This window comes from Streptomyces sp. NPDC089799 (assembly GCF_040684755.1).
GTDB lineage: Bacteria > Actinomycetota > Actinomycetes > Streptomycetales > Streptomycetaceae > Streptomyces.
Genome location: NZ_JBFBGR010000002.1, coordinates 13150 through 25797, shown reverse-complemented (window position 1 = coordinate 25797; position 12648 = coordinate 13150). Strand labels below are relative to the sequence as shown.

The window sequence follows — 12648 nt, the reverse complement described above, 5'->3', positions numbered from 1 at the left end:
TCAAAAACCTGACTATTCAGATCCTTGAATAAAAACTCACGGCCTCATACGGAAGTCGTAGCGGGCCGGGACCGGTCGGTCCGTCAGGCCGGCCCACACCTCGCCGAGCACCTCGTCGCCCTCCCGCAGGTCCGGGACCTCGATCCCGTCCTCGAACAGCCGCCGGGCGGCGACGACATGGCCCTCTGCCGCCAGCAGCTGCGCCGCGAGCAGCCGGAACCGGCCCTCTTCCCGCAAGGAGGGCCTGAGGCGTTCCCAGACGGACCGCGCCTCGGCGACCCGGTCCACCGCCAGTTGCGCGGCCAGCGCCTCCTTCCCCAGCGCCGACTCCGCCGCCGTCCAGGCCGCCGTGCCCGGGCTCTCGGCCATCAGGTCCGCGAACGCCTGCGCGTACCGCTCGGCGGCCCGGCCGGCGTTCCCCGACAGCGCGTCCGCCGCCGCCAGACAGCGCAGCAGCGGCCAGCGCGACGGGGCCTGCGGCAGCCCGCGTTCCCAGCTGCGGACCGCCTGGGCGATGTCCCCGGCGTGCCACTGCGCCACACCGAGGTGGTACTCGGTCAGCGGGTCGGCCGGAGCGGTCTCCAGCATGTCCCGCCAGTGCGGGGCGACCAGGGTCGGCCCGGGCGGTACCGCCTCCGCCGCCGGAAAGGCACCGGTGCGCCACAACTCCAGCCAGGGCCCCTCCGGTTCGCCGAGCATCGCCTCCTCGAACGGGGTACCGGGCAGCTCGATCCCGCCGCACAGCACCTCCAGGGCCCCCCACCCGGAGCCGGCCGCCAGCCGCTCCCCCGGTTCCCGGTCGGCACAGGGCAGCCAGGCCGCGTACGCCGCCTCCACCCGCTCCCGGGGCAGGACCGCGGCCAGCGCCCGTTCCGCCGCACCGCGCGCCGCCCCCCAGTCGGGTCCGTGCACCACGTCCGGGTCGGCCTCCAGCGGCCCGTACGCCTCCATCCAGCTGAACTCCTCGCCCGGGTCCAGCCGTACGTGCTCCAGCTGGGTGCGCGCCAGGCCCGCCTGGATCTCGGCGTACCCGGAGGTGCCGGGCTCGGTCAGCCACTCCTGCCACCGCCGCCCACCCGGGCTCGCCCCCCACACGAACAGCTTCCGCCCGCGCAGCCGCGCCGTCGAGGTCTGCACCAGTCCCCGACCGTCACCGTCAAGAGCGGCGATCCACGGCCGGGTCCCTTCCGCCAGTTCATAGAAGAAATCCGCAGGGAATTCACTCCGCAGCGGATAGGTCCGGTCCGCACCGGCCGCCTCGGGAACGGGAATCCGCCGCAAGTCGCGCTCGTACCCGAAATGCCACGCCTCGTCGGCCGGCGCGAGCACACGCGTGCCGTTGTCCTCCGGAACCGCAGTGTTGGACCACCAGTACACCGGCACGGGCCGCTCGTGCGGATTCCGCACCCGGACGCCGACGTACAAGAACTCGGAGCCGTCCGGAAGCCAGAGGTCCACCTGGAACGGAAGGTCCCGCAACCGCTCCCACTCCCACAACCGCAGCATGTCGCCCCCGTCCGGCGCGGCCACGACCGCGGCGTGCAGAGGCGCGCAGGAGAGGGTGGTATGGCCGGTCGCACCGACGTTCCACTCGATGCCACCGGAGAACCACGCGCCGTTGAGGGCGAAGGCCGCCGGCTGGAACACCGGGTTGCGATAGAGCAGTTCACGCCCCGTGGACCGCTGCACCAGCGAATGCACCCGCCCACCGAGCCCGGGCAGGACGGTCACGGCCACATGCTCGTTCTCCAACACGACCGCATCGATCGCGGTGTCGGCCCGCTCCCGCCCGTACCCGTCACGAAGCCGTACGGGAAGCAGCGAGCGGAGCGGCTCGTAACCGATCTGCCGGGCCATGTCCCGCGGCAGACCGGCCTTGCTGCGCTCGTCGAGCTCATGCGCGTCGCCCGGGACACCGAGCGGCGGCAACGGGTTCTCCGCACCGAGCGGGGCGGCGGGGAGGGTGACGGTGGTGCGACGGACGGTAGTGGCCATGGAGGCATGGAACACGCCACGGCGGCCGGTCCACAGCGGTTTTGCGGAATCGAGGGCTTCGGCACCCCGCCGGGGCTGCGGACCGGCAGACCGGGGCTCCGCCCCAGCCCCCGCACGGCCCGTTCGACCGCACGGACGAAAGCACCTGCGCACATCGCGGCCGTCAAACCGGCAGGACCGCGAATGCCTCGATCTCCAGCAGGAGTTCAGGCCGGAACAGGGCTGCGACCTGGACCGCCGACGACGCCGGGAGGCGATCGGCCGGGATGACCGCGTCACGGGCGGCGCGGACCGCCGGGAGGTGGTCGACATCGGTGACGTAGTACGTCAGCTTGACGACGTCGGCGAACGTCGCGCCGGCCGCCGCCAGGCACCGGCTGAGGTTCTCGAAGACCTGCCGGGCCTGGGCGGCGGGGTCACCGGCTCCCACCACGGCACCCTTCTCGTCCAGGGCGCACTGCCCGGAGACGGCGATGAACCGGCCCGTTCCCCAGGCGACATGGCTGTATCCGGTGCCCGGGGCGACGCCCTCCGGAGCGGAGATCCGGGTGATGCGATCGGTCGTGCCAGTCGTGTCGGCCGCGTAGGTCGTGTCGGTCGTGTCGGTCGTGTCGGTCGTGTCGGTCGTGTCGGTCGTGTCGGTCATGTGGCCGATTTTGGCAGGCCGTTCGGCCGACCGCCCGCAGTCGGCGGGTAACGACTGCGGGCGGCTCGAAGGACGACTCGGCAAGCAACTGAGCCGGCGACTCAGCGGCCTGCTCAGCCCCGGAAGCCGAGCAGCCCGTGGAGGGCTGCGCCACCGGAGGAGGCGGGGAGGGCGCGGGTGGAGGGGGTGGGCTCCGGCGCGGGCGGGGCCGCGCACGTGGCGTCGGCCGCGCGGCCGGTGCGGAGGTACGCTGCCACCTTCTCGTCCAGGCACTTGTTGCCGCTCAGCGCCACGCCGTGGTTCCCGCCGCCTTGTTCGACCAGCAGCGAAGACCCCGCGAGCTTCTCGCGCATGCTCACCGCGCCCTCGTACGGCGTGGCCGCGTCCTCCGTCGCCTGGACCAGCAGAGCAGGCGGAAGCGCGGTGTTGGCGACGTCCGGCGCCTCCAGCGGCGCGGCCGGCCAGAACGCGCACGGGGCGTTGTACCAGGCGTTGTTCCAGGTCATGAACGGGGCCTTGGCGTGGGTCCGCCACATGTCCGCACGCCAGGTGTTCCAGTCCTTCGGCCACGCCGAGTCTCGGCACTGGACCGCCGTGTAGACGCTGTAGCTGTTGCCCGCCGCCGGGTCGACCGCGCCGAAGCGTTCGTAGGCGGCGACCAGCGGCTTCTCGTCGCCGCGCAGCGTGTGAGCGGCGAACGCTTCGGCCAGGCTGGGCCAGTAGCCGTTGTAGTAGCCGCCCGGCATGTAGGTGTCCTCCAGCTCGGAGGGGCCCACCTTGCCGCCGGCAGGAGCAGTGCGCAGCGCTTCCCGCATCGCGTACCAGCGGGATTCGACCTCGGTCGGGTCGCTGCCCAGCCGATACGTGGCGTTGTGCTTGGCCACCCAGGCCATGAACGCCTTGTGACGGGCGTCGAAGGCCACGTCCTGCGCCAGGTTGTCCTCGTACCAGACGCCGGAGGGGTCGACCACCGAGTCCAGGACCAGCCGGTGGACGCGCTGCGGGTACAGCTTGGCGTAGACGGCGCCCAGGTAGGTGCCGTACGAGTAGCCGAAGTAGCTGATCTTCGGCGTGCCCAGGGCCTGCCGGAGCAGTTCGAGGTCATGGGCGGCGGCGACGGTGCCGATGTACGGGAGCACGTCGGCGTGCCGGGTGGCGCAGGACTGGGCGAACGCCCGGACGCGGTCCAGGTTGGCCCGTTCGTCGGCCTCGCGGTACGGGACCGAGTCCGGCCGGACGGGGGTGAAGTGGCCGGGGCCGCAGTCGAGGGCCGGTTCGCTCTTGCCCACTCCGCGGGGGTCGAATCCGATGACGTCGTACTGCGCGGCGAGGTCCGCGGGCAGTGCGGAGGCGACGTACCCGGCCAGGCTGCGGCCACTGCCGCCGGGCCCGCCGGGGTTGACCAGCAGCGGCCCCTGGGAGGCGGCGGCGGTGTGCGGCACCCGGGTGAGGGCCAGGGAGATCTTCCGGCCGGCCGGCTGGTCGTGGTCGAGCGGGACGCTCAGGGAGGCGCACTGCAGGGTGGGGTACTTCGTGGTGGGGCAATCGGTCCAGCGCAACCCGGCGGCGGCCCCCGCCCGAGCGGCAGCCCCCGAAGGTGCGCCGGCGGCGACTGGGGCGGCACCGGCAACCGGCGCGGCCGCCAAGGCGGTCGCCGCGGCCGCCGCGGCGGTGGCGGTGGAGAGCAGGACGGCGGCGCGCTTCGTGAGGGCGTTCTTGGGCATCTGCATCTTCGGTTCTCCCGGCAGAGGGTTCTGGGCGGAATCGTCCCGGAACACGCAACCGGAAAGTGGGATTTCGCCCAGGCCGGTGGCCCGATCTGGCCCGATCTGATGACTTCGGGTCACCAGGAGTGACTTCGGTCCGGCGTTCCGCCCGGCTCAGAGCAGCCTGAGCTGGGTGGGGCCGTCCGGGCGGGGTCCGGCCGGCCGCTCGGGCGGCTCAGCCCCGGAGCCCCGCCCGCGCCCGCCGGGCCCGATGCCGAATTCCGCTGCCGGTTCGTGGACTTGGCGGGTGATCCGGCGCTGGTACCAGGTCGGCGCGTACGACCCGCCCGCGTACATCCGTTCGTACCGCGGGACCAGCAGCGGGTGGTGCCGGGCCAGCCAGGCCATGAACCACTCACGGGCGCCGGGCCGCAGATGGAGTACCAGGGGGGTGGCGCCGGCCCCGGCGATCGCGCGCACGGTGGCGCGCAGCTGCTCGGGCGTGTCGCCGAGGAAGGGGATCACCGGAGCCATCAGCACCCCGCAGTCGATGCCGTGCTCTCCGAGGGTCCGGACGACGTCCAGCCGGCGCGCCGGCGGGGGCGTGCCGGGTTCCACGGTGCGCCACAGGGTGGGGTCGGTGAAACCGACGGAGACGGAGATGCCCACGTCGGTGACCTCGGCGGCCTGCCGGAGCAGGTCCAGGTCGCGCAGGATCACCGTGCCCTTGGTGAGGACGGAGAAGGGGTTGGCGTGGTCGCGGAGCGCCTCGATGATGCCGGGCATCAGGCCGTAGCGGCCTTCGGCCCTCTGGTAGCAGTCCACATTGGTACCCATGGCGATGTACAGAACAAACGTTCCCGTGATCGCCTCTCCTCCTACGCTCGCCCCCATCGAAGGGGACCCGCGCGCCCCCACCCGAAGGCAGCGGCTGCGGCCCGGGCGCCGTGGGCACGGCCCCACAGCCGGACCCGATTTGGGCCGCCGCCCCGGAGGGTGATTGGCTTGCCGCCGCAAGAGCGTTCACGACTGCTGGAGGAACAGGTATGGCGCAGGTCGAGGCCACCACGGAGCGGATCATCGCGGCCGACGCGGAGACGGTGTTCGACACGCTCGCGGACTACGGCAACTCCCGCGGCAAGCTGCTCCCCGAGCACTTCAGCGAGTACGAGGTGCGCGAGGGCGGCGACGGCGAGGGCACCCTGGTGCACTGGAAGCTGCAGGCCACCAGCAAGCGCGTCCGCGACTGCCTGCTGGAGGTCACCGAACCCTCCGACGGGCAGCTGGTCGAGAAGGACCGCAATTCCTCGATGGTCACCACCTGGACGGTCACCCCGGCGGGCGAGGGCAAGTCCCGGGCCGTCGTGACCACCGTCTGGAACGGTGCCGGCGGCATCGGCGGCTTCTTCGAGCGCACCTTCGCCCCCAAGGGCCTCGGCCGGATCTACGACACCCTGCTCGCCAACCTGGCCGAGGAAGTCGAGAAGTAGGGCGGGGCGTCCCGGCGGGCGGGGCGTCCCGGCGGGGGCGGGGCCGCGCCCTCCTCACCGGTTCGAGTGGATTTCGCGGCCCGGCCGGTCCGGGCCGCACGCCACGCCGTCGGCGGCCTGGGCGGCGTACGTCGTGCTGGATAGGGTGGAGCGCAGACACCACCGCGACGCGCGACGGGGGCCCGATGAAGATCCTCATCTCCGCTGACATGGAGGGCGCCACCGGCGTCACCTGGCCCGCCGACGTGCTGCCCGGCACTCCCCAGTGGGAACGCTGCCGGGGCATGTTCACCTCCGACGTCCATGCGGCCGCGCAGGGATTCTTCGACGGCGGTGCCGACCAGGTGCTGATCAACGAGGCGCACTGGTCCATGCGCAACCTGCTGCTCGAACAGCTCGACGAGCGCGTCGAAATGATCACCGGGCGGCACAAGACCCTCTCCATGGTCGAGGGCGTCCAGCACGGCGACGTCGACGGCATCGCCTTCGTCGGCTACCACACCGGCGCCGGCACCGAAGGCGTCCTGGCGCACACCTACCTCGCCAACTCCATCACCGGAGTGTGGGTGAACGGGGTCCGCGCCAGTGAGGGCCTGCTCAACTCGCACGTGGTCGCCGAGTACGGAGTGCCTGTCGTCCTGGTCACCGGCGACGACCTGACCTGCGCCGACGCCGCCGGGTACGCGCCCCGCGCCCGGACCGTCGCCGTCAAGGACCACGTCTCCCGCTACGCCGCCGTCTGCCGGCCGCCGGCCCGGACCGCAGCCGACATCCGGGCCGCCGCCAAGGAGGCGTCCGCACTCGCGGTCCGGTACGAGCCGGTGTCCGGCGGGCCGTTCACCGTGGAGCTGGAGTTCGACGCCGAGCACCTGTCGCTGTCGGCCACCGTGGTCCCGGGCGTCGACCGGACCGGCGAACGCCGGGTCGCGTACACCAGCGGGACGATGTATGAGGGGATCCGCACCTTCAAGGCGGTCACGACGATCGTCTCGTCCGCCGTGGAGGAGCAATATGGCTGACATGCACACCGCTCCGGAGACCCCGGAAACCCAGGAATCACAGGAACCCCAGGCCCACGAAGCCCGCGCCGCCTCACCCGCCGCCGCCTCGCCCGTGGACGCCACCGCCCTCCACGAGGTCGTCGAGTTCACCTCGGGCCTGATCCGCATCGACACCACCAACCGGGGCGGCGGCGACTGCCGCGAACGCCCCGCCGCCGAGTACGCGGCCGAGCGGCTGGCCGGGGCCGGGCTGGAGCCCGTACTGCTGGAGCGCACTCCGGGCCGCACCAACGTCGTCGCCCGGATCGAGGGCACCGATCCCTCCGCCCCGGCCCTGCTGGTCCACGGCCACCTCGACGTGGTTCCGGCCGAGGCGGCGGACTGGAGCACCGACCCGTTCTCCGGCGAGGTCCGCGACGGAGTGGTCTGGGGCCGCGGCGCCGTCGACATGAAGAACATGGACGCGATGGTGCTGGCCGTCGTACGGGCCTGGGCCCGGCACGGTGTCCGGCCGCGCCGGGACATCGTGATCGCCTTCACCGCCGACGAGGAGGACAGCGCCGTCGACGGCTCCGGCTTCCTCGCCGACGAGCACCCGCTCCTCTTCGACGGCTGCACCGAGGGCATCAGCGAGTCCGGGGCCTTCACGGTGCACACCGCCCCCGGCCGGGCGCTCTACCCGATCGCCGCCGGGGAACGCGGCACGGCCTGGCTCAAGCTCACCGCGCACGGCACCGCCGGACACGGGTCCAAGCCGAACCGCGCCAACGCGGTCACCCGGCTGGCGGCGGCCGTGGCCCGGATCGGCGCGTACGAATGGCCGGTCCGGCTGACCGACACCGTCACCGCCTGCATCACCGAACTCGCCGCGCTGGAAGGGCTGTCGGTGAATCCTCGGGCCCGCGGATTCGATCTGGACGAAGTCCTCGGGAAGCTCGGACCGGCCGCCGTGCTGGTCGAGGCGACCGTCCGCAACAGCGCCAACCCGACCATGATGAGCGCCGGTTACAAACTGAACGTGGTGCCCGGCCAGGCCACCGCCTACGTGGACGGCCGGATGCTGCCGGGCGGCGAGCAGGAGTTCATCAGCACCCTGAACGCGCTCACCGGGCCGGACGTGCACTGGGAGTTCCACCACCGCGAGGTGGCGCTCGAAGCACCGGTCGACGGCCGTACGTACGCGGTCCTGCGGGAGTCCGTCGAACACTTCGACCCGGCCGGACACGTGGTGCCCTTCTGCATGGCCGGCGGCACCGACGCCAAGCAGTTCTCCCGGCTCGGCATCACCGGCTACGGCTTCTCCCCGCTGAAGCTGCCGCCGGGCTTCGACTACTGGTCGCTGTTCCACGGCGTGGACGAGCGGGTGCCCGTCGACGCACTGCACTTCGGGGTCCACGTCCTCGACCGCGCCCTGCGGGCGCTGTGATGGACGCCCCGGCCCCCTCGGCAGATCCGATCTCCAACTCGACGGAACCCTACGGGTGCTGGCCGTCCCCGATCGATGCCTCCCTGGCCGCCTCGCTGGACGGGCGGCCCGAGTACGTCGGCACCGTCGGCGACGAGGTGTGGTGGACGGAACCCCGGCCGTCCGAGGGCGGCCGCCGCACGCTGGTCCGGCTGAGGGACGGCGGGGGCGCCGCGGAGGCCGTGCTGCCGGCGCCGTGGAACGTGCGCAGCCGGGTGGTCGAGTACGGCGGGCGGCCCTGGACCGCGGCGTGGGGCGAGCGCGGCCCACTGGTGGTCTTCTGCCACTTCGCCGACCAGCGGCTGTACCTCCACGAGCCGGACGCCGGCGCGTACGGAACGGATGCCGACGGGCCGGACGGGGGCGGCAAGGACCCCAGACCGCTGACCCCGGCCGGACCGGCGGGCCGGGGGCTGCGCTGGGCCGACCCCGTCCTGCGCGACGGTGAAGTCTGGTGCGTGCTGGAGGAGTTCACCGGCCCCTCCCCCACCGACGTACGCCGCGTCCTGGCTGCCGTACCGCTGGACGGATCGGCGGCCACGGACCGGTCACGGGTGCGGGAACTGACCGACGACCGGCACCGCTTCTGCACCGGCCCGCGGCTGTCCCCCGACGGGCGGCGGGCCGCCTGGCTGGCGTGGGACCACCCGCGGATGCCGTGGGACGGCACGGAACTCAAGCTCGCCGAGGTCACCGCCGACGGATCGCTGACCGGCGTCCGCACGGTGCTCGGCGGACCCGAGGAGTCCGTCTGCCAGACCGAATGGGCCGCGGACGGAAGCCTGTTGGCGGTGAGCGACCGCAGCGGCTGGTGGAACCCGTACCGCGTGGACCCCGGCACCGGTGGCGCCGTGAACCTCTGCCCGCGGGACGAGGAGTTCGGCGGACCGCTGTGGAAGACCGGGCTGGCCTGGCTGGCGCCCCTCCCCGCCGGTCCGGTGGCCGTCCTGCACGGCCTCGGGGCATCGGCGCTCGGTACGCTCGACCCCGACACCGGCGACCTCGTCGACGTCTCCGGACCGTGGACGGCGTGGCAGCCGACCCTGGCGGTGTGCGGCTCCCGCGTGTACGGGGTCGCGGCGAGCCCGCGCAGCGGGTACGAGGTGGTCGAGCTGGACACCGCCACCGGCCGGGCCCGGGCGGTCGGCGCGCACGCAGTGGACGGGGTGGACCGGGAGGACCCGGCGAACCGGGTGGACCGGACGGACCCGGCTCGCCGGACGGACCGGGTGGACCGGACGGACCGGGTGGACCCGTCCTACTACCCCGAACCCCAGAGCCGCACCTTCCTCGGCCCGGACGACCGGGAGATCCACGCGCACGTCTACCCGCCGCACCACCCGGCCCGCCGCGCCCCCGCCGACGAACTCCCGCCCTACGTGGTCTGGGCGCACGGCGGCCCCACCGACCACGTGCCTCCCGTACTGGACCTGCACATCGCGTACTTCACCTCGCGCGGCATCGGCGTGGTGGAGGTCAACTACGGCGGCTCGACCGGCTACGGCCGCGCCTACCGGGAGCGGCTGCGCGAGCAGTGGGGCGTGGTCGACGTCGAGGACTGCGCGGCGGTGGCCCGCGCCCTGGCGGCGGAGGGTACGGCCGACCCGGACCGGCTGGCGATCCGGGGCGGCAGCGCGGGCGGCTGGACGGCGGCGGCCTCGCTGGCCGCCACCGACCTGTACGCGTGCGGCACGATCATCTATCCGGTACTGGACCTCCAGGGCTTCGCCGAGGAGACCCACGACCTGGAGTCCCGCTACATCGACGGCCTGGCCGGGCCGCCGGACACCCTGGCCGTCCGCAACCGGGAACGGTCCCCGGCGGCCCGCGCCGACCGCATCACCGCCCCGTTCGTGCTGCTCCAGGGGCTGGACGACGCGGTCTGCCCGCCGGCCCAGGCGGAACGCTTCCTCCGCGCCCTGCGGGGCCGCGCGGTCCCGCACGCGTACATCCCCTTCCCGGGCGAGGGCCACGGCTTCCGGCAGGCAGCCACGATGGTCCGTGCCCTGGAAGCCGAACTCTCCCTGTACGTACAGGCGTTCGGACTCGACCGCGACGACGTGGAACAGCTGGACCTGGGAACGGGAACGGGAACGAACAAGGGCACAGACACAGGCCCGGGCGGCTCCTCCCCACCCCTTCCGGGCGCGTGAATGCGGGTCGCCATCGTGGCGGACTCACTGCGGACAGGTGGTTCCGAGCGCCACATGATCGGCCTGGCCGCGGGGCCGGCCGGTCTCGGACACCAGGTCGGCGTCGTCCGCTCCGCAGGCGGTGACCTGCGTGCGCAGCTCGACGGGATCGGAGTCCCGGTGGTCGTGCTGGGCCGCCGTGCGGTCCGTCGCAGGCTCAGCCCGCTGCCGACGGTCAGGCTGTGGCGGCAACTGCGCCGGATGCGCCCCGATGTGGTCCATGCGCATCAGGTCGCCGGTGCCCTGGCCGCCTTGGTCGCCGGGGCGGCGCTGTCCGTGCCGGTGGTGGTGACCGAGCACACCATGGCGACGTGGCACGGACGGTGGGCCCGGCACTGGCGCAGACGGCTCTATCGGTACGCCGCCCGCTGCATCGCGGTTTCGCAGCCGATCGGTCGTGAGCGGCGATACTTCCGGACCCTCTACGACTTCCGCTGACCAACGCTCGGAGCGGCTCTCCGCGGGCGGCCCCGGCCTACGCTGGCCGGATGATCCATTCCGATGCGAAGGCGGAGTACGTGTGCACCGGGCCCCGGGTGGGCCTGCGTCCCTTCCGCCCCGAAGACGGCCCGGAGTTCACGAGGCGTGCGCGCGAGAGCCGGGAACTGCACCACCCGTGGCTGTTCCCGCCCACCGCACAAGCCGAGTACGAGCCCTACGCGAGCCGCCTGACCGGTGAGGACCCGGGCCGGGCCGGCTTCCTCGTGTGCGAACGGGACGGCGGCGCCATCGCCGGCTTCATCAACATCAACAACATCGTGCGGGGCGCGTTCCTGTGCGGCGCCCTGGGCTACGGCGCCTTCGCGCACGCGGCGGGCCGCGGCCTGATGGCGGAGGGCCTGGACCTGCTGATCGGCCATGCCTTCGGGGGCATGGCCCTCCACCGCCTGGAGGCGAACGTCCAGCCGGGGAACACCGCGTCGATCGCCCTGGTCCGCGGCCGGGGCTTCCGCCTGGAGGGGCTGTCCCCTGACTTCCTCTTCATCGACGGCGCCTGGCGCGACCACGAACGCTGGGCGATCACGCATACGGACACACGTCAGCGGTATTCGCAGAGATAGGCGGTCTCCACCTCGACCTTGAGCTGGAACGTGCTGTCGCCCGGGACGTCGAAGCGCTGCCCGGCCGTGAAGGTCTCCCACGTGTCGGCGCCGGGCAGCCTGACGATCAGGGCGCCGCTGACCACGTGCATGATTTCCCGGGCGGCTGTGCCGAACTCGTACTCGCCGGGTGCCATGACGCCAATGGTCGCCGGGCCCTCGGTCCCGGTGAAAGCGATCGACTTGACCGTACCGTCGAAGTATTCGTTGACCTTGAACATGGCCGTCCTCACTGGGGAAATCGATTTCCGGCGATCATAGCGGCCGGAATTCGACGGTCGCGGTGCAGCGCCACCATGTGGAATCGGGTGCGGAGTCACGGTACGAAATCCCGGTCCGGACTCCCGGTCCGGACTCCCGGTCCGGACTTCCGGTCCGGACTCACCGTGCGGAAGCCAGGGCCTTCAGGGCATCGGTCGCCACGACGGCGAGCCGCGGATGGGACTGGGCCCGGACGAGCAGCGCGCGGGCCCGCCCGTCACCGAGCGCCCCGAGCCCCTCGACGCACGCCAGGGCCACCCGCCCGTACGGATCGTGCGGGGTGAGCCGCCGGTCCAGGGTGGTCATCAGCGCCGGTACGGATTCCGGGGCGCGGAGGGCGACGAGGAGCCGTACGGGCTCCAGGGCGTAGGCGACGCGCAGTTCGTTCGTGGCGAGGGCCGCGGCGGCGCGGGCGGTGCGCGGGTCACCGAGCGCGGCGAGCGCCTCGGCCGCCGCCGCGCAGCGGGGTGGGTCGCGGTGGTTGAGGAGGAGCACCAGCGCCTCGAAGGCGCGGCGGTCCCCGGCGAGCCCGAGCCGGTACGCGGCGAGTTCCCGTGCCCACAGGGGCAGCGCACCCGAAGTGAGCGCGTCGGCCAGCTCGTCGGTGCCGGCCGCCACCAGCCGCGCGTACTCCCCCGCCGCCCCGCCGGCTTCGCCCCGCAGGCGATCGAGCACAGTCATCGGCCCAGCCTAGGGGGCGGGGCGCCGGGTCCGCCGCCGTTCCGGCACACCGCCCGCTCGGGCGCATCGTGCAGATCACATCTCCCTTGGTCTGGCCAAGCAGTTACCCAC

Annotated in this window: 11 protein-coding genes and 1 pseudogene; 6 read left to right on the top strand and 6 right to left on the bottom strand. The window is 73.0% G+C overall.

The features are described from left to right. Positions 1–36 precede the first annotated feature (36 nt). The 4 genes and pseudogenes from AB0O36_RS01825 to AB0O36_RS01810 all read right to left on the bottom strand — a co-directional run. Positions 37–1995: a DUF5107 domain-containing protein gene (locus tag AB0O36_RS01825; RefSeq protein ID WP_365102612.1), complete on the bottom strand. Its 1959-nt coding sequence runs from the start codon at positions 1993–1995 to the stop codon at positions 37–39. Between the two features lie 163 nt (positions 1996–2158). Beyond that, positions 2159–2641 carry a RidA family protein gene (locus AB0O36_RS01820; RefSeq protein WP_365102610.1) on the bottom strand — a complete coding sequence of 161 codons (483 nt, stop codon included), beginning with the start codon at positions 2639–2641 and terminating at the stop codon, positions 2159–2161. Between the two features lie 113 nt (positions 2642–2754). Further along, positions 2755–4371 (bottom strand): alpha/beta hydrolase, encoded by a 1617-nt coding sequence (locus tag AB0O36_RS01815; RefSeq protein ID WP_365102608.1) that lies wholly within the window; start codon positions 4369–4371, stop codon positions 2755–2757. Between the two features lie 150 nt (positions 4372–4521). Then, positions 4522–5193 (bottom strand): annotated as a pseudogene (locus AB0O36_RS01810) (radical SAM protein); the annotation flags it as partial. Positions 5194–5393: 200 nt separating this feature from the next. On the opposite strand from AB0O36_RS01810, the gene AB0O36_RS01805 reads away from it, so the two are divergent. From AB0O36_RS01805 to AB0O36_RS01780, 6 genes are all read left to right on the top strand, one after another. Beyond that, a complete protein-coding gene (locus AB0O36_RS01805; RefSeq protein ID WP_365102606.1) occupies positions 5394–5837 on the top strand; it encodes an SRPBCC family protein in 444 nt (147 codons plus the stop codon). 185 nt (positions 5838–6022) lie between these two features. Next, a complete protein-coding gene (locus AB0O36_RS01800) occupies positions 6023–6856 on the top strand; it encodes a M55 family metallopeptidase (protein WP_365102604.1) in 834 nt (277 codons plus the stop codon). Continuing rightward, positions 6849–8264, top strand: a complete 1416-nt coding sequence (locus AB0O36_RS01795) for a M20/M25/M40 family metallo-hydrolase (RefSeq protein ID WP_365102601.1) — start codon at positions 6849–6851, stop codon at positions 8262–8264. The genes AB0O36_RS01800 and AB0O36_RS01795 overlap by 8 nt, the downstream gene beginning before the upstream one ends. Then, positions 8264–10456, top strand: a complete 2193-nt coding sequence (locus tag AB0O36_RS01790) for a prolyl oligopeptidase family serine peptidase (RefSeq protein WP_365102598.1) — start codon at positions 8264–8266, stop codon at positions 10454–10456. The genes AB0O36_RS01795 and AB0O36_RS01790 overlap by 1 nt, the downstream gene beginning before the upstream one ends. Next, complete coding sequence (locus AB0O36_RS01785) at positions 10457–10933, top strand: glycosyltransferase family 4 protein (protein ID WP_365102596.1); 477 nt, start codon at positions 10457–10459, stop codon at positions 10931–10933. A 50-nt stretch (positions 10934–10983) separates the two neighbouring features. Beyond that, positions 10984–11556 (top strand): GNAT family protein, encoded by a 573-nt coding sequence (locus tag AB0O36_RS01780; protein ID WP_365102593.1) that lies wholly within the window; start codon positions 10984–10986, stop codon positions 11554–11556. Here the strand turns inward: AB0O36_RS01780 and AB0O36_RS01775 are convergent. Together AB0O36_RS01775 and AB0O36_RS01770 are read right to left on the bottom strand one after the other, a co-directional pair. Then, complete coding sequence (locus AB0O36_RS01775) at positions 11535–11816, bottom strand: pyrimidine/purine nucleoside phosphorylase (protein ID WP_365102590.1); 282 nt, start codon at positions 11814–11816, stop codon at positions 11535–11537. The two genes, AB0O36_RS01780 and AB0O36_RS01775, sit on opposite strands and share 22 nt — an antisense overlap. 160 nt (positions 11817–11976) lie before the next feature. Then, positions 11977–12537, bottom strand: a complete 561-nt coding sequence (locus AB0O36_RS01770) for an adenylosuccinate lyase (protein ID WP_365102587.1) — start codon at positions 12535–12537, stop codon at positions 11977–11979. Positions 12538–12648: the final 111 nt, after the last annotated feature.

Bases quoted from the DNA above. Each gene is read 5' to 3' on its own strand.
- AB0O36_RS01825 (WP_365102612.1), bottom strand. From the start codon at position 1,995: ATGGCCACTACCGTCCGTCGCACCACCGTCACCCTCCCCGCCGCCCCG.
- AB0O36_RS01820 (WP_365102610.1), bottom strand. From the start codon at position 2,641: ATGACCGACACGACCGACACGACCGACACGACCGACACGACCGACACG.
- AB0O36_RS01815 (WP_365102608.1), bottom strand. From the start codon at position 4,371: ATGCAGATGCCCAAGAACGCCCTCACGAAGCGCGCCGCCGTCCTGCTC.
- AB0O36_RS01805 (WP_365102606.1), top strand. From the start codon at position 5,394: ATGGCGCAGGTCGAGGCCACCACGGAGCGGATCATCGCGGCCGACGCG.
- AB0O36_RS01800 (WP_365102604.1), top strand. From the start codon at position 6,023: ATGAAGATCCTCATCTCCGCTGACATGGAGGGCGCCACCGGCGTCACC.
- AB0O36_RS01795 (WP_365102601.1), top strand. From the start codon at position 6,849: ATGGCTGACATGCACACCGCTCCGGAGACCCCGGAAACCCAGGAATCA.
- AB0O36_RS01790 (WP_365102598.1), top strand. From the start codon at position 8,264: ATGGACGCCCCGGCCCCCTCGGCAGATCCGATCTCCAACTCGACGGAA.
- AB0O36_RS01785 (WP_365102596.1), top strand. From the start codon at position 10,457: ATGCGGGTCGCCATCGTGGCGGACTCACTGCGGACAGGTGGTTCCGAG.
- AB0O36_RS01780 (WP_365102593.1), top strand. From the start codon at position 10,984: ATGATCCATTCCGATGCGAAGGCGGAGTACGTGTGCACCGGGCCCCGG.
- AB0O36_RS01775 (WP_365102590.1), bottom strand. From the start codon at position 11,816: ATGTTCAAGGTCAACGAATACTTCGACGGTACGGTCAAGTCGATCGCT.
- AB0O36_RS01770 (WP_365102587.1), bottom strand. From the start codon at position 12,537: ATGACTGTGCTCGATCGCCTGCGGGGCGAAGCCGGCGGGGCGGCGGGG.